General features: G+C 39.7%; 17 protein-coding genes. All 17 read right to left on the bottom strand.

Features of this window, described 5'->3' with window-relative positions; genetic code table 11:
- Positions 1 to 1,974 carry a Stk1 family PASTA domain-containing Ser/Thr kinase gene (gene pknB, locus AC3B6B_RS04690; RefSeq protein ID WP_489757513.1) on the bottom strand — a complete coding sequence of 658 codons (1,974 nt, stop codon included), beginning with the start codon at positions 1,972 to 1,974 and terminating at the stop codon, positions 1 to 3.
- On the bottom strand, positions 1,967 to 2,725 hold the full coding sequence (locus AC3B6B_RS04685) for a Stp1/IreP family PP2C-type Ser/Thr phosphatase (RefSeq protein WP_489757512.1): 759 nt from the start codon (positions 2,723 to 2,725) through the stop codon (positions 1,967 to 1,969). The genes pknB and AC3B6B_RS04685 overlap by 8 nt, the downstream gene beginning before the upstream one ends.
- 3 nt (positions 2,726 to 2,728) lie before the next feature.
- Entirely contained in the window at positions 2,729 to 4,063 is a 1,335-nt protein-coding gene (gene rsmB, locus AC3B6B_RS04680; RefSeq protein WP_489757511.1) for a 16S rRNA (cytosine(967)-C(5))-methyltransferase RsmB, read from the bottom strand.
- Positions 4,047 to 4,988: a methionyl-tRNA formyltransferase gene (gene fmt, locus AC3B6B_RS04675; protein WP_489757510.1), complete on the bottom strand. Its 942-nt coding sequence runs from the start codon at positions 4,986 to 4,988 to the stop codon at positions 4,047 to 4,049. The genes rsmB and fmt overlap by 17 nt, the downstream gene beginning before the upstream one ends.
- A 3-nt stretch (positions 4,989 to 4,991) precedes the next feature.
- Positions 4,992 to 7,376, bottom strand: coding sequence for a primosomal protein N' (gene priA, locus AC3B6B_RS04670; protein WP_489757509.1), 2,385 nt, complete (start codon positions 7,374 to 7,376; stop codon positions 4,992 to 4,994).
- Between the two features lie 56 nt (positions 7,377 to 7,432).
- Positions 7,433 to 7,717, bottom strand: a complete 285-nt coding sequence (gene rpoZ / locus AC3B6B_RS04665; RefSeq protein ID WP_489757508.1) for a DNA-directed RNA polymerase subunit omega — start codon at positions 7,715 to 7,717, stop codon at positions 7,433 to 7,435.
- 1 nt (position 7,718) lies between these two features.
- A complete protein-coding gene (gene gmk / locus AC3B6B_RS04660; protein ID WP_489757507.1) occupies positions 7,719 to 8,336 on the bottom strand; it encodes a guanylate kinase in 618 nt (205 codons plus the stop codon).
- 59 nt (positions 8,337 to 8,395) lie between these two features.
- The gene (gene recN / locus AC3B6B_RS04655; protein ID WP_489757506.1) at positions 8,396 to 10,108 is read right to left on the bottom strand and encodes a DNA repair protein RecN; all 1,713 of its coding nucleotides are present in this window, start codon (positions 10,106 to 10,108) and stop codon (positions 8,396 to 8,398) included.
- 12 nt (positions 10,109 to 10,120) lie between these two features.
- Positions 10,121 to 10,948, bottom strand: a complete 828-nt coding sequence (locus tag AC3B6B_RS04650) for a TlyA family RNA methyltransferase (protein ID WP_489757505.1) — start codon at positions 10,946 to 10,948, stop codon at positions 10,121 to 10,123.
- Positions 10,948 to 11,838 carry a polyprenyl synthetase family protein gene (locus AC3B6B_RS04645; RefSeq protein WP_489757504.1) on the bottom strand — a complete coding sequence of 297 codons (891 nt, stop codon included), beginning with the start codon at positions 11,836 to 11,838 and terminating at the stop codon, positions 10,948 to 10,950. The genes AC3B6B_RS04650 and AC3B6B_RS04645 overlap by 1 nt, the downstream gene beginning before the upstream one ends.
- On the bottom strand, positions 11,831 to 12,085 hold the full coding sequence (locus AC3B6B_RS04640; RefSeq protein ID WP_489757503.1) for an exodeoxyribonuclease VII small subunit: 255 nt from the start codon (positions 12,083 to 12,085) through the stop codon (positions 11,831 to 11,833). Before AC3B6B_RS04640 ends, AC3B6B_RS04645 begins: the two co-directional genes overlap by 8 nt.
- Complete coding sequence (gene xseA, locus AC3B6B_RS04635) at positions 12,060 to 13,418, bottom strand: exodeoxyribonuclease VII large subunit (RefSeq protein ID WP_489757502.1); 1,359 nt, start codon at positions 13,416 to 13,418, stop codon at positions 12,060 to 12,062. Before xseA ends, AC3B6B_RS04640 begins: the two co-directional genes overlap by 26 nt.
- Positions 13,415 to 14,266, bottom strand: coding sequence for a bifunctional 5,10-methylenetetrahydrofolate dehydrogenase/5,10-methenyltetrahydrofolate cyclohydrolase (locus AC3B6B_RS04630; protein ID WP_489757501.1), 852 nt, complete (start codon positions 14,264 to 14,266; stop codon positions 13,415 to 13,417). The genes xseA and AC3B6B_RS04630 overlap by 4 nt, the downstream gene beginning before the upstream one ends.
- A gap of 115 nt (positions 14,267 to 14,381) precedes the next feature.
- On the bottom strand, positions 14,382 to 14,804 hold the full coding sequence (gene nusB / locus AC3B6B_RS04625; protein ID WP_489757500.1) for a transcription antitermination factor NusB: 423 nt from the start codon (positions 14,802 to 14,804) through the stop codon (positions 14,382 to 14,384).
- Between the two features lie 19 nt (positions 14,805 to 14,823).
- Complete coding sequence (locus tag AC3B6B_RS04620) at positions 14,824 to 15,237, bottom strand: Asp23/Gls24 family envelope stress response protein (RefSeq protein WP_489757499.1); 414 nt, start codon at positions 15,235 to 15,237, stop codon at positions 14,824 to 14,826.
- Between the two features lie 28 nt (positions 15,238 to 15,265).
- Entirely contained in the window at positions 15,266 to 15,829 is a 564-nt protein-coding gene (gene efp / locus AC3B6B_RS04615) for an elongation factor P (protein WP_489757498.1), read from the bottom strand.
- Positions 15,830 to 15,988: 159 nt separating this feature from the next.
- The gene (rpmA, locus tag AC3B6B_RS04610; RefSeq protein WP_489755942.1) at positions 15,989 to 16,270 is read right to left on the bottom strand and encodes a 50S ribosomal protein L27; all 282 of its coding nucleotides are present in this window, start codon (positions 16,268 to 16,270) and stop codon (positions 15,989 to 15,991) included.

The raw sequence follows: 16,270 nt of genomic DNA, 5'->3' as shown, positions 1-16,270 counted from the left end.
TTAATTGCCTGTTACTGTCTGTGAATCAATCGTTTGACCGTCACGTTCAATACTATATTGTCCACTTTGTCCTTTATTCAGTTGTAAATTGATTGTTACGGGAGTATCAGCAGTAATATTCAATGTTTGATAAACATCATTAATATTATGATTGAGATCTTGAACATGAATTTTTACCACATTAGTACCATTATTAGTTTGTGCATTAAACGGCACCGTCACGGTCCGGGAAACATTTTGAACATTATCCGTTGGTGTCGCATCATCATTGGCAGTCGATCGAGCTTGTGGCGGATTATTGACGACATTATTACCACCACTAGACACGCTGATAATTAAATCACTCCCCCGCATCACTCGCGTACCCGCGACGGGACTTTGCGAAATAACTAAGCCCTTGTCCACACTCTCTGAAGCAACTGTCTTCACCACTAAGTGTAACCCGGACTCATTAGCGTAATCTTGCGCTCCCCGCAAATTATAACCTGTCAAATCTTTCACAGTAACCCCAGTATTTTTAATTCCTAAAGAAATTGTTAAGTGAACGACCCGATTTTGCGCGGTTTTGCGTTTAGTAGCTCTGGGCGTTTGCTTAATGACCTTACCCGCAGGCACTGTCTTAGAATAGCGATTTTTCCGCTGAACTTTAAATCCTGCTTGGTGTAATCTTTTTTTAGCCGCATAATAATTCCAGCCTTGCACATTTGGTAAGCTTTTTTTGACGGGACCGGTACTTTGAATTAGTTTAACTTTCGTTCCGGTTTTGAGATGGCTACCCTGCGGAGGAATGGAGCTAATAACATTTTGAGTGCGGATCGTGTTACTCGTTTTCTTAGTGATCGTCCCAACTTTTAAGCTAGAGTTATTCAGCACTGCCCGTGCTTGATTAAGGCTCAAATCACGAACATCCGGCACCGTCACTTCTTTGCGATTATACCAAAAAACAAAACCGATGATAATAATTAGTATTACCAGTAGCACTATTAACCACCGCCGGTGATGCTTTTTTTTAACTACTGGCTTTTTCTGGCCAGACGTTAAATCAGATTGCGGATTAACACTAGGAGCAGTAGTTTGTTCATGAACATTCGATAAAACCTTCGTCTCTTCAGTATTGATCGGTTCAGGAATAAAAGGCTGTTCATTTTTTCGATCAGCATTTAAGCTTGTCTCTAAATCTTGGGCCATTTCACTAACGGTTGCATACCGCTGGCTGGGAACCTTGGCAGTCGCTTTTAAAACTACATTAGCCAACGGCTGGGGAATAGCGGCATCAATTTGACATAAATTCGGCATCGGTTCATTAAAATGTTTAGCCGCTACGGCCATCGAGGTTTCAGCGTCAAACGGCAAGCGTCCTGTTAACATTTCAAACAAAATAATCCCTAACGAATAGATATCGGACTGAACCGTTGCCTGAGCCCCGCGCACTCGTTCGGGAGCCATGTAATGAACCGAACCGATAGTGGCATCCGATTGTGTAATCGACTGCTCGCCTAAAGATAAAGCAATACCAAAGTCGCCCACTTTCGCATGACCTTGCGAAGTAATGAAAACATTTTGTGGTTTTAAATCGCGATGAATAATCCCATGTTGATGCGCAACGGCAACGCCTTGCAAAATCTCCGCCATAAAACTTAAAATTTGTGGCTGACTAATGGGAAAGTTTTGCCGCAGATATTTTTTTAGACTTGGGCCCTTGACATACTCCATCACAATATAGGGGAAACTTTCATCACCAATATCTAAAATGTTGACAATATAAGGACTAGATAATTCACTCATGGCTCGTGATTCACGTTGAAATCGTTGTCGAAATTGTTGATTATCCGTCAAGTCCAAACGTAAACTTTTTAATGCTACGCGGCGATGTAAAAAAGTATCTTCTGCCAGATAAACATTGGACATCCCGCCTTCACCTAAGGTGTCCAAAATTAGATAGCGGTCAGCAATTAAGTCCCCTTTATTAATCATTGGAGTTCACCTCAGTACGACCAGCAGCCATATCAATTACTAAAGCGGTAATATTATCTAAACCGCCTGCTTGATTAGCACGCTGAATCAATAAGTCACACTTGGCTTGAGGTGATAGATTTTGTTCCAAAATTTGTTGAATTTGCTGATCAGACAACATATTGGTTAAGCCATCACTGCATAACAAAATCTGCGCGTCAGTTGGCAAATCAAAAAAACCAAAAGTTGGTTTGACATCGGTGGAGACACCCAAACTTTGGGTAATAATATTTTTATTAGGTGAATTGCGGGCCTGTTCTGGGGTTATTTCGCCAGCTACCAGCAATTCATTAACCAATGAATGATCAAAACTGACTTGTCGCAGCTGTTTTTGCATTAATAAATAACAACGACTATCGCCAACATTAAAAACCGCCAATTGTTGAGGTAAAACAAATGCCCCCACAATCGTCGTGCCCATACCATTTAATTCGACGTGTTCGCTAGCCGTTGTGACCACGCGCTGATTTTCCTGAATCAAAAAACTTTCCGTCCATTGCGCCAGCTGGCGAATATCCCGCATTTGGTTTTTTTCAAATGCCGTCTTAAAATGTCGAATAACCATATTAGAAGCCACGTCACCACCCCGATGACCGCCCATACCATCAGCCACCAAGGCTAAAACGACACCTTGTTGATTTTGATAAACCTGCACATCATCTTGATTAGTTTTGCGTTGTTGACCAATATCCGTTGTAAATGCAATTTGCATACTTTACTTCACCCTTTTTAAACAAGCAATAAAAAAGCCGTCAGTTTGATAATCGTCTGGATAAATTTTTAACATTTGATTGCTTAAAGCTAACTTCTTTTGTGTGGTAACTGGTACTAATTCAAACTGCGGTTGATCCGCTAAAAACTGCTCAATCACTTGTTGATTTTCCTGATCAAAAATCGTACATGTACTATAAACTAAATAACCATTAACTTTCAATAACGGCGCTACTGCCGTTAAAATATCGCGCTGAATTTGTGCTAAATGTAAAACATCACTTAATTGGCGACCATAGCGAATTTCTGGTTTGCGGCGCATCAATCCAAATCCTGAACACGGTGCATCAACTAAAATACGGTCAAAACTAGCTGCCGCAAATTCTTGGCCAGCTTTGCGCGCATCCAAGGCTCGGGTTTGAATTAACTGTTGCACCCCTAAGCGTTGCGCATTATTTTGAATTAACCGTAATTTTTTTTGATGAATGTCTAAGGCCACAATCTGTCCTTTTTGCCCTAAGAAGCTCGCCAAATGTGTGGTTTTACCACCGGGAGCGGCGCAGGCATCAAGAATTCGATTATCCGGTGCAACTTTTAAAGCTGGTGCAACTAACATTGAGCTTTCATCTTGAATCGTACAAAAACCTTGTTGAAACCATTTTGTGCCAGCACCAAAGCCATGTTCTGCCACTAAAGCATCTTCACTGACGGGACTCGGTTTGACCGACAAACCTTCAGTTTGTAATTGCTGTTGCAATTTTGCTCGCGAAATTTTAGCTGAATTAACCCGCAACGATAGCTTCGGTGGTTGGTTCAAACTGGCTAGCAATGTCCGGGTTTTATCCAACCCAACTTGCTGTTGCAACTGTTCAATAATCCATTGGGGCACACTATATTGAATAGCTAATTGTGCTAATGGCGCTAAATCTGCTAGAGAACGCCAGCCATTGCGTAACAAATTCCGTAATACTGCTGTGACCAATTTGGATAAACCTAAGTTGCCTTGAACCTTAGCCAGTTGCGTTGCCTCAAATAAAATAGCGTGATTAGGAATTCGATCTAAATATTTTAATTGATAAACCGCCACCCGCAAGTCGTTTTTGACCCACGGAACTAATTTTTTTCCCCGTAAATATGGTGCTAATTCATAATCTAACGTTAGTTTATGCTGCAAAACGCCATACACTAGCTGACTCAATAAGCGTTGATCAGCATCATTGAACTGTTGTTGCTTTAGTGCTTGATTAATTAGTTGGTTGGAATAACCCGCATTATCAAAGACTTTAGTTAGAATTTGTATCGCTATCGCGCGAACACTGTGCTTAATTGATTGCGTCACCTACTTGAAGATCCTTTCCTTGACCATTTAAATATGAACTAATAGTCATCAATTTCTTGCCTGCGGGTTGCACTTGTTCCAAATAAATAATGGAATTATTGCCTGCCGCCAAACCCAGTTGATGCTTATTGCGGACAACAATGGTTCCTGGCACCGCAGTAGTAGTTTGATCACTCAAAGCTGTTTGGTAAACTTTAACACGCTGCCCGTGGACCAAGAGATAAGCTACTGGATCAGGATTTAATCCCCGCACTTGGCGATCAATCTCTAATGCTGAATGTTGCAAATCAATTTGTTCTTCAGCTGGCTTTAAATTAGGCGTAATTGTCACTTGAGATTCATCTTGTGGCACACGCGAATTCGTGTGATTAATAACTTGTGGAAGTGTTTTTAATAATAAATCTCGACCAATGACGGCTAATTTAGCGAATAACGAACCCGCTGTATCTTGGTTCGTAATGGGCAACTGTTCTTGGCTAATAATATCACCTGCGTCCATCTTCGCAACCATATACATAATCGTAATTCCTGTTATCTGATCACCATTCATAATCGCCCGCTGAATTGGCGCACCACCACGATTATGTGGTAAGAGTGATCCGTGAACATTAATCGCAGCAATTTTCGCTGCCTGTAATAACTTAGTAGGTAAAAATTGGCCAAAAGCAGCGGTAATAATCAAGTCTGGTTGCAGAGCAATCAATTGATCCAATTCTGCACTGTGACTAAGTTTTTGAGGTTGCACGATCGGTAAATCATGCTGCAAAGCATATTGTTTCACTGGCGAAAATTCCAATTTTTTCTTGCGACCCACCTGGCGGTCTGGTTGCGTCACAACAGCACTAATTTCATAATTTTCTTTTAGCAAACCGGCCAAAATCGTCACTGCAAAGTCGGGGGTTCCCATAAAAATAATTTTTGTCATATTCTACTCCAATTGCTGAGGTTCATGATCAATGGCTACTAAAAAGCCTTGGCGATGATCAATTTGAACACTATTCATAATTTGATTTAATTTTTTAAATAAAGCGGCATTTTTACGATATTTAATGACAATCTGATAATAGTAATGATTATCAATCCGGCCAATTACTGGCTGTGTAGGTCCTAATAACTGTTCACGCTGCAGCAGTAGCGGTTTTAACTGCTTAGCTATATTATAAGCCATCTTTAAAGCGGCTGCTTGAGATTTATGTGAAATACTAATCTTGATTAAATAAAAATATGGCGGATAACCAGCCTGATGTCGAAAAACCATTTCCCGCTGGTAAAACTGTTCATAATTTTGTTGCGCAGCTAATTGAATGGCATAATGATCCGGATTATAAGTCTGAATCAGTACTCGGCCCGCTTTGTGAGCACGACCGGCGCGACCACTAACTTGCGTTAATAATTGAAACGTCCGTTCACTAGCACGAAAATCACTCGTCGCTAGACCCGTATCCGCATTAATCACTCCTACCAAAGTTACATTGGGAAAATCCAAACCTTTAGCAATCATTTGTGTCCCGAGTAAAATATCACCCTGGTGTTCAAATTCACTTAACAAACGCTGATGAGCGCCCTTTTTATTAGTTGTATCATTATCCATGCGAATAATTCGAGCCTGCGGCCACAATTCTGCTAATTCTTGTTCCACTTTTTGGGTTCCAGTACCATCAAATTTTAATTTTTTGCTACCACATTGCGGACAACTTTGATAAATTGGTTCCTGATAACCACAATAATGGCACAATAACCGGTGCTCTTTTAAATGAACTGTTAATGAAATATCACAATTAGGACAACTAGGTACGAAACCACATTGACGACAAAGTAAATAAGCGGCAAACCCGCGCCGATTTAACAGTAAAATGGTTTGTTGATGCTGTAATAAATTAGTTTGCACTGCTTGCAGTAACGGTTTTGATAAGTCTAAATACTTGGACAATTGCTGTGAGTCTCTTAAATCAACAATTTGCACAGTTGGTAACGGTTGATCATGAACTCGCTTAGTTAAGCGTACCAAATTATAAACTTTTTTTTGCCCCCGAGCTCGCGACTCTAAACTGGGAGTTGCACTGCCCAAAACCACGGGACAATGATGATACTCCCCACGCCAGAGCGCCACATCCCGTGCATGATAGCGGGGATTATCTGACTGCTTATAACTAGCTTCATGCTCTTCATCAATAATAATAATGCCAATGTTTGTTAGAGGTGCAAACACTGCTGAACGAGCTCCGACAACTACTTGAGCAGTTCCATCTTGAATTCTTTGCCATTCATCATACCGTTCGCCTTGTGACAAACCACTATGCAAAACTGCGGTTTGCTGCCCAAAACGCTCTTGTACTCGTTGCACCATTTGTGGAGTAAGTGCAATTTCTGGGACTAACATTAATGCGGTTTTACCTTGTTGTAAATAATATTGAATTAGTTGCAGATAAACTTCAGTTTTACCGCTACCAGTAACTCCCTCCAGCAAGGTAGGTTTAATTGGACCTTGAATAATCTGTTCTACAGCTTGTTTTTGTTCAGGGGTTAATTGTTTCGGAGTAGTTCTTTGAACTGCTAAAGTTTGCGGCTGCCGCCGTAAAAGTACCTGATCTTTATCAAACCAACCTTTTTTTAAGGCCGCATTAATCGTTGCATTACTTATTTGGTAATCATGTTGCAGCTGACGATAACTAAAAAATTGCTGCTCACTATCCACAAATAGTTGTAATAATTTGCGCTGTTGGATTGCTCTCGGTGTTAATTGTTTCAGCAAAGCTGCATAATCAAGCGGGCGCCGTTTTAAAACTAATTGAGTTAAATGATGTGCTTGATTCTTTAAACGATATTGTATTTGAATTAAGCCTTGCTGTTGCCAAAGAATTAATTGTTTTTGGTTGGCCGGTGTTAACTGTGTATTTAAAGCTAATACTGGTTTTTGGTTAAACAAATCTGAGTTAGTCACAATAGGGTCTAACGAAACGGCCAATTTTTGTGTTTTAGAGCGCATAACGTTAGGTAACATTGTCTGTAAACAAGAAATCCGAAAAGCAAACGTATTTTGCGCCAACCATTCGGACAATTGTAATAATTCTGTATTTAAAACTGGTTTTAAATCAAAAACTGCCACAATCTGCTTAACTTTACCCGTAAACGCACTTTCTGCTTGAACTGCCAGAACAAAGCCCTGCACTAATCGTCCTGAACGTCCAAACGGAACACTTACACGCATTCCGGGCAAAACTAACCCTTGCCAAGCAGGTGGTATTAAATAGTCAAATGTATGGTCAGTTTGCTTAGTGGGTACATCGACAATTACTTGAGCATACAAGCACACTTCACTCCCATCAACTATTAAAAAACTCCATCAGAGTTCATCTGAATGGAGTAGCATTACATTCCCTTTTTAAAATCTTCTAAACGTTCATGTTCAGCTTCTTCCAGATAATCAATCCGCTCTGCACTACGTTCACTAAGAATTGATTGCGGATCAACTTTAATTTTATTATCCGCAATTTCTTCCAAAGCTTTACCAACTGAACGTGGAGACTCATAACTACTTAACATCTCCACATCACCATCATCAATTTCATGCGCCCGCTTGGCCGACAAAACAGCCAAAGAATAACGCGAATTAACCTGCTCTAATAATTTATCAATTGAGGGATAAGAAATCATTTTAGTTAGCTCCAATCATTTTTTTATAACTACCAATCACTCGAGGCACTCGTAAGTGCTCACTACGAACAATCTGTTCAATCCGCTGGACAGCTTTGGGAACTTCGTCATTAACTACTGCATAATCATAGTTTGACATCATTTTAATTTCCTGTCTAGCTTTTTCCATTCTCTTATCAATCGTTGTCTGATCTTCAGAACCACGATTGATAATCCGACTCCGTAAACTAGCTAAGTCGGGCGGCGTCAAAAAAATAAATACCCCATCCGGCATCTTTTGGCGAACCTGCATGGCACCATTGACTTCAATTTCCAAAAAAACATCAATTCCAGCATCTAAAGTTTGTTGAACATAACTTAATGGTGTTCCGTAATAATGATCAACGTACTTCGCGTACTCTAGCATACCGCCGTTAGCGATTTCTGCTTCAAACTCCTCATTGGTTCGAAAAAAGTAATCAACGCCTTCCTGTTCACCGGCACGCTTTTCGCGAGTAGTCATCGAAACTGAATACTTAAATTGAATTGCCGAATCTTGTAAAATTGCCTTACGCACAGTCCCTTTACCTACTCCTGACGGACCGGACAGCACAATTAACATACCTTTTCCTGAAGCCATATAAACATCCTTTTACTTTAATAATCACGAATTATTTTACTTAACATAATGCACCATTTTCAGTTCTTTTTCAAGGGGGTGCTAGTTCTCGTTAAATTTTTTTGTGCTAAGGTCAATAACTCGGCCGCATGTTGACGCGTAATTGCCGTGACTTTGGTTCCCTCTAACATTTGTGCAATGATTTCAATGCGTTGATTGTACGTTAATGACTCAACCGTCGTGGTTGTTTGATCAGCTTGCACTTGTTTTTGTACCAAATATTGGTGAACACTATTGGCAGCCACCTGCGGTAAATGCGTAATACATAAGACTTGCAACGTTTGTGATAACTGGCGCATTTGATCACCAATCGCTTGCGCCACACGCCCACTAACTCCAGTATCTATTTCATCAAAGACCAATGTTTCTACATGTTGATAGCGCGCTAAAATTGTTTTAAGTGCTAACATAATTCGCGCCAATTCCCCACCGGAAGCAATTTTAGCCAATGGTTTTAGACCTTCTCCAGGATTAGTTTGCAAATAAAATTCAACTAATTGATTCCCCTGAAGCGTAAAATCCTGTGGTGTAAATTGAACTTTAAACAGCGTATTTTCCATATACATGGCCTGTAATTGTTTCATCACTTGTTTAGTTAACTGATGAGCTGCTTGTTGGCGATTTTGATTTAAAACCGCCGCTTGTTGCTGAAGAGTCTGCCGCAATGATTGCAGCTGTGTTTGCAACTTTTGTGGATCAACCAGCTGGGCTTGTAACTGCGTTAACTGTTGTTGTGCGTGTTCACCAAATTGCAAAATATCCGAAATATTAGTTCCATATTTTTGTTCTAAGTTATGAATTAATTGCAAGCGTTCTTCGGTCGCCTGTAATTTTTGTGGATCAAAATCCTGTTCATCTAGCTGTCGAGCTAACTGTTCTTGACTATCTTGTAAATCATAGTAAGCACCGGACAATTCTTGCTCTATTTCGGAAAAATTGGTACTTAAGTCGCTAATAGTTTGCATCTCTTGCACGGCTTGATTCAACTGATCAAGCAAATTACGTTCACCGCCGGCTAATAACTGATAAGTATTATTCAAAGCCGTATTAATTTTCTCAAAATTAGCCAATTGCTGCTCTTGAGCTAATAACTCTTCTTCTTCACCAGGCTGTAGCTGTGCAGCGGTAATTTCTTTAATTTGGAACTGGAGCATATCTATTTGTTGGGCACGTTGTTGTTGATTTTGCTGTAAATCTTGATACTGCTGTTGTAATTGTTGATACTTTTGATAAGTATGTTGGTATTGTTTTAAACTCGTTAGTGTTGCAGAACCACCGAATTGATCTAACAAATGTACATGACTATGGGGATTCAATAGTTGCTGACTTTGATTTTGACCACTAATATCTACTAAATATTGCCCCAATTGTTTTAAGGTAGTTACTGGCACTAACTGATCATTAATACGACAAACATTGCGCCCGTTTTGGTGCAACTCGCGTTTCACAATTAAACTATGCTCACTAAAATCCAAACCAAGGTTTTGACAAAAATTGGCGATAACTGCCTGGTTATCCGGTTCAATTGTAAACATACCTTGAACTAACGCCTTATCAGCACCGTGACGCACATATTCGCTCAAACCACGTTGCCCAATTAATAATCCTAATGCATCAATAATAATGGACTTGCCGGCTCCTGTTTCACCAGTTAATGCCGTCAATCCTTGATGAAAATGAACATCTATCCGCTTAATAATCGCAAAATCTTGAATAATTAACTCTTGCAACATTTGGATCCCTCACTAATGTGACTTCAATTGTTGATATGCTTGCGTTAAAACTTGCTCAATTTGTACTGTTGGTGCAATAGTCCCTGTCGTTTGGCGTAATCGCAAATGAACTAGAAATTCAATATTCCCACCACTACCAGTAATCGGTGAATAATCCAAACCTAAAACATCAAAATTGTGGGCCGTGGCAAAGCTTAAGATATCTTGTAATACTTGGCGATGAACTTGTGGATCACGAACAATTCCGTGCTTGCCAACATTTTCTTTGCCTGCTTCAAATTGTGGTTTAATCAAACAAACGACATCATGATCTGGTAATAGAATTTTGGTCAAGGGTGGCAAAATTAATTTCAATGAGATAAAAGAAACATCCGTCATTGCAAATTCTGGCAATCCTTGGGCAAAATCCTGTGGTTGACTATAACGAAAGTTCACCCGTTCCATAACTTCTACCCGTGGATCAGTCCGTAATTTCCAAGCTAACTGATTGTAGCCAACATCTAACGCATAGACTCGCCGCGCTCCATTTTGTAAAGCTACATCTGTAAAACCACCAGTCGAAGCACCAATATCCAGACACAATAAATCCTTTAAGTCGATCTTAAACACTTTAATGGCTTTCGCCAATTTTAAAGCCCCGCGACCGACATATTGTTGATGTTTTAAGGTCTTTAAATGGAGTTGGGTATCACTCGCAATTTTTTCTCCGGGTTTATCTAAACGCAAATTATCTGCGTTATAAACTTCACCAGCCATAATTGAGCGTTTTGCTTGTTCTCTTGAAGCAGTTAAACCTTGGTTAACGACTAAAACATCCACCCGTTCTTTATTAGCAGCCATTATTGATCCTCCAATTGGAAATAAGCTAAAGAATCAGCTAAACAACTATCTGCTAAAGCAATGGCCGCTAATTCCTGTTGAGCCGTTGTTATAACTTGTTGCAGTTTGGTTTGGGCCTTTTGAACACCAAAAATTGCTGGATAAGTATTTTTACCTACTAATTGATCTTTGCCAACTGCTTTACCTAAAGTAGTTTGATCACCAACTATATCTAGTAAATCATCATAAATTTGAAAAGCCAAGCCAAAATTTTGGGCAAACGCAATCAAATGTTGTTTAACGTCTACTGGTAGCTCTAAGCAAATTGCTCCCATTTCCACACTAGCTTGAATTAAAGCCCCCGTTTTTTGCCGATCCAATTGGGTGATTTGCTCTACGGTCAAGCTATGACCTGTTTGTACTACATCCGTCATTTGCCCAGCAACCATGCCTTGGACACCAGCCGCTTTAGCCAACGTATAAACTAATTGTGCTTGAATAGCTGTGGGTAAACCATTGTCTGTCAGCCAAACAAAAGCATGGGTTAACAAACCATCACCCGCTAAAACCGCGCGTCCCGTTGTAAAACGCTTATGATTAGTTAATTGTCCACGCCGATAGTCATCATTGTCCATTTCTGGTAAATCATCATGGATTAACGAATAGGTATGCACCAACTCTAAAGCGCCCGCAATTTTAAAATAGTTCGTTAACTCAATGTCTTGGTTAATCTGCACCGCTTGTAAGGTTGCCAAAAACAAAAGAGGGCGCAACCGTTTACCACCAGCTTGTAAAGAATATAACATCCCTGCTCGTAATTGCGGTTGTTGTATTTCTTTAGTTAACTGCTGCTCTAAAAATTCATTAAATGGAACTAATAACTGCTTTTGCAAAATTTCAAATTTATTCATCAGTTGTCTTATCCTGCTTTGTTTGTGCATTTAATTGAAAATCAGTCTCTTGACCATCTTCACTCATTACTTTAGTTAATTTTTCCTGCGCTTGTGTTAAAGTTTGCTCCAATTTTTTACTTAAAGCGACACCTGTTTGAAATTGATCCATGGCTTCTTCTAAAGGTACGTCGCCACTTTGTAAATGTTCAACAATCTGCTGCAGGCTGGCTAAACTTTCTTCAAAACTTTGCTTTTTTTCCGTCATGTTGACCTTCCTTCACTTCTGTGACAGTGGCTGTCAAGCTACCGTCTTGGAGTTGAATTTGCACTTGTTCTTGAGCTTGAATTTGTTGCACACTAGTCACGACTTGGGTTTGCTTTTGCACCACAGCATAACCGCGAGTTAACGTTTTTAACGGGCTTAAATCCTCTAACAAATTAATCAAGCCCATGACTTGTTGGGATCGTTGCTCCAGATAATTATGATAATTTTGCTTTAAATTACGTTTTAAGTTCGCTACTTGTTGTACTGGGACTACTAATTGGGGTTGTTGATATCGTAAGCTCTGCTGCAACAACTTTAAGCGATGCTGTTGTTCTTTTAATAATTGCAACATTGCGTCTTTTAAAGCTGTGATTAATTGATCCACGCGTTGTAAATACTCTTGATACAAGGTTTGTGGATTTTGAAATAAATAGCTATTTTGATAACGAACTAGTTCTTGGTGTTTACGCACTAAAATTTGCTTAACTGCTTGATACATTTGCACCTTGCTTTGACGCAAATCAGCCAATACTTCACTCAAAACCGGCGTGGCTAATTCAGCGGCGGCGGTCGGCGTTGGTGCTCGTAAATCAGCTACATAATCTGTAATCGTCGTATCTGTCTCATGACCAACTGACGAAATCACCGGAATTTTGGAAGCCACAACCGCCCGCGCGACTACTTCTTCATTAAAAGGCCAGAGATCTTCAATTGAACCACCACCACGGCCCATAATAATCGTATCAAAATTTCCTAGTTGATTAACTTGCTCTAAGCGCTGGACTAAACTCGCCGCCGCACTATCACCTTGAACTTGGGCGGGAAATAAAACTAATTGGGCAATCGGATAACGGCGATGAACAGTCGTTATAATATCACGAATCACGGCCCCTGAAGGACTCGTAATGACGGCAATTCTTTGCGGAAAAGGAGCAATCTTTTGTTTCGGTAAAGCAAAAATACCTTCTTTTTGTAATTTTTGCTTTAACTGTTCAAAAGCTTGATACAAGGCACCAACACCATCGGGTTGCATTTGTTCTACATAAATTTGATATTGCCCTGTTGCTTCATAAATGGAAATACGACCGCAAACTAAGACTTTCATGCCTTCTTCAGGAGTAAATTTTAATTTTTGAAAAGCATTCTGAAAAATAATGGCAGAAATCTTAGCATGCGCATCTTTGAGTGAAAAATATTGATGGCGCGGACGCAGTCGAAAATTAGAGATTTCGCCGGTTAAATAAACTCGACGATTTAAATAGGGATCCAAATCAAATTTACGTTTTAAGTACTGTGTTAGCGCGCTAACTGTCAAATATTCTGGTGTACTCAAACTGCTACCCTCTGTTGTGCTAAAGTAATCACTTGCTCTAACAAACCAGTAATGGTCATGGGCCCTACGCCACCGGGTACTGGCGTCAAATAACCGGCTACTTCTTGCACTGTAGCAAAGTCAACATCGCCGACTAATTTACCAGCGGCATTATGATCCATCCCTACATCAATGACTACCGCTCCGGGTTTAACAAAATCAGCCGTAATATACTCCGCCTGGCCAATGGCCACGATTAAAATATCCGCAGTTTTGGTCAATACTTGTAAATTTTGTGTATGGGAATGCGCCATCGTAACGGTAGCATTTTCGCGCAATAACAAACCAGCCATTGGTTTACCAACAATATTACTGCGTCCTACTACCACAGCATGTTGGCCCGCAATGGGGATCTGATAATCATGTAACAACCGCAAAATGCCGCGCGGTGTTGCGGGAAAATTGCCCGCCTCTCCGGACCACAAACGTCCAATATTTAATAAGCCAAAACCATCAACATCTTTTTGTACCGCAATGGTATTCATTACCAAATCAGCATCTATTTGTGCGGGCAAAGGCATTTGTACTAAAATGCCATCAATGTCTGCGGCTTGGTTTAGGCGTTTAATTAAAGCTAACACTTCACTTTGACTAACATCAGCCGGCAAATGATATAGCTGATAATTAATGCCGATTTTTTCAGCTCGTCGTTTTTTATTACGAACATAAATTTTGCTCGCTGAATTATCTCCTACTAAAACAACAGCTAACCCTGGGATAACATTGTGTTGCTTCAAATCCTGAACTTGCTGGGCAAACTGTTGATCAGCTTGTTGGGCAGCTTGTTTACCATCCATTATGACAACCATTGCTGTTCCTCCTTTAAGTCTTTAAATCTGTTGGTTTTAAATTCTGAGTATTAAAAGCTTGCTTGTTTAAGCAGCTTTAACATAATTTCAAAAAAGGTGCTGTTTTACCAGCACCTTACTTTGGTTCAGTCGGTGACTGATCCAGGAAATGAGAGAGCACCCCATTAATAAATTTTTTTGATTGTGGTTCACTGAACTGCTCTGTCAATTCTAGTGTTTCATTCATTGCTACTTTTGCAGGAACTGCCGGACTATACAAAATTTCGAATAATCCTAAACGCATCAAGTTCACGTCACTACGACTGATCCGCTTTAAAGACCAGCCCTTTTTGAGATGTTGACTTAACTGTTCGTCTAGTTCACTAATATGTTCAACAACACCACGTACTAAAAAATCTAAATAAGCCGGCGCTTCTGTTATATTCTGTAAACTCAAAACTTCCTGTAAAGCCGCATCAATATCTTGATCGGGTAAAGAATCTATCAAAAACAAAGTTTGAAAAGCAATTTCCCGTACATTATGTCTATTTAAAGTCACTTCCACGCCACTTTCTGGATTAAATTTTAGCTAATTTTTCTGAACTATCATTCTTCTTAGCCATTAAACCAACCACATGCACATTTACTTGGGCCATTGTTAGATCCGTCATAAATTGTAATTGTTGACTAAGAGATTTCTGTAAATCATTGGCTACTTTAGGAACTGATACACCATATTCTAAATAGACATAAACATCGGCAATTAACTGCTGCGTTTGTTCATCATAAGAAACCCGGACACCTTGCGCACGATTTTGCCGACCTAACAACGAATTGATATTATTCGCTAACGTACCGCGCATTTCATAAACACCGGCAACTTGTGTAGCTGCAATACCCAACAAAACTTCCAAGACATCTGTTGCCACATGAATTTGTCCTAATTCATTGGCTTGTGTTGGTGCTATTTGTAAATATTTACCATCAGTCATCCCAAAGCCTCCTTAATCCAAATTACAATTATTTATTGGCCCGTGAACTGTAACTACCATCAACTGTATTGATAGTCAAAACATCGCCTTCATTAACGAAAAATGGCACTTGCACAACCAAACCAGTTTCCATCGTAGCTGGCTTACTACCACCAGAAGCAGTGTCACCTTTAATGCCCGGCTCCGTAGCGGCCACTTTCAGGTCCACAACGTTTGGAATATCAATTCCTAATGTCTCACCATCATGCATAATGACATTAACTTCCATATTTTCCACTAAATAATTTAAAGCATCACCCATATTTTCCCGGGGTAGTGATAATTGTTCATAGGTATTAGTGTCCATAAAGACATAATTATCACCGTCGGCATAGAGATACTGCATCTTTTTATTGTCAATTTGAGCTTGTTCAACTTTTTCAGTGGAACGGAAAGTCTTTTCTTGAACGGCCCCGGAACGCAAATTTTTTAATTTGGAACGAACAAAAGCACTACCTTTACCAGGCTTGACATGCTGAAATTCAACAATCCGCCATAATTCACCATTAACTTGAATTGTTAAACCATTTTTAAATTCATTAACTGAAATCATCATAAACTCCTGTGTTATAAAATTGTGCATAAAACAAAAAAACATTTTTGAAAATTTTTATAATTATTTTCAGTAGTCTTTACTATACTAATTTATTATATCATAAACCCAATTAAAACTTGATAGTTTAAAAAAAGCCGCTCACGCGGCTTCTTTAATTTAATCTTCAGTAATCACTGAAACTTGCTTCTTATCACGACCAAGACGTTCAAACTTAACCACGCCTGGCTTTAAAGCAAATAATGTATCATCGCTACCGCGACCAACATTAGCACCAGGATGAATCTTGGTTCCACGTTGCCGATAAATAATAGTTCCAGCATTAATTCTTTGGCCATCAGCACTCTTAGCACCTAAACGCCGACCAGCAGAATCACGACCATTGGCAGTTGAACCGCCCCCCTTATGGTGAGCGAAGAACTGTAAATTCATTTCTAACAT

Source organism: Bombilactobacillus sp. ESL1197 (assembly GCF_058107145.1).
Note: the sequence above shows the minus strand (reverse complement) of the source record. Positions and strands in the feature narration are given on the sequence as shown.

Bases quoted from the DNA above. Each gene is read 5' to 3' on its own strand.
- pknB (WP_489757513.1), bottom strand. From the start codon at position 1,974: ATGATTAATAAAGGGGACTTAATTGCTGACCGCTATCTAATTTTGGAC.
- AC3B6B_RS04685 (WP_489757512.1), bottom strand. From the start codon at position 2,725: ATGCAAATTGCATTTACAACGGATATTGGTCAACAACGCAAAACTAAT.
- fmt (WP_489757510.1), bottom strand. From the start codon at position 4,988: ATGACAAAAATTATTTTTATGGGAACCCCCGACTTTGCAGTGACGATT.
- rpoZ (WP_489757508.1), bottom strand. From the start codon at position 7,717: ATGATTTCTTATCCCTCAATTGATAAATTATTAGAGCAGGTTAATTCG.
- gmk (WP_489757507.1), bottom strand. From the start codon at position 8,336: ATGGCTTCAGGAAAAGGTATGTTAATTGTGCTGTCCGGTCCGTCAGGA.
- recN (WP_489757506.1), bottom strand. From the start codon at position 10,108: ATGTTGCAAGAGTTAATTATTCAAGATTTTGCGATTATTAAGCGGATA.
- AC3B6B_RS04650 (WP_489757505.1), bottom strand. From the start codon at position 10,948: ATGGCTGCTAATAAAGAACGGGTGGATGTTTTAGTCGTTAACCAAGGT.
- AC3B6B_RS04645 (WP_489757504.1), bottom strand. From the start codon at position 11,838: ATGAATAAATTTGAAATTTTGCAAAAGCAGTTATTAGTTCCATTTAAT.
- AC3B6B_RS04640 (WP_489757503.1), bottom strand. From the start codon at position 12,085: ATGACGGAAAAAAAGCAAAGTTTTGAAGAAAGTTTAGCCAGCCTGCAG.
- AC3B6B_RS04630 (WP_489757501.1), bottom strand. From the start codon at position 14,266: ATGGTTGTCATAATGGATGGTAAACAAGCTGCCCAACAAGCTGATCAA.
- AC3B6B_RS04620 (WP_489757499.1), bottom strand. From the start codon at position 15,237: ATGACTGATGGTAAATATTTACAAATAGCACCAACACAAGCCAATGAA.
- efp (WP_489757498.1), bottom strand. From the start codon at position 15,829: ATGATTTCAGTTAATGAATTTAAAAATGGTTTAACAATTCAAGTTAAT.
- rpmA (WP_489755942.1), bottom strand. From the start codon at position 16,270: ATGTTAGAAATGAATTTACAGTTCTTCGCTCACCATAAGGGGGGCGGT.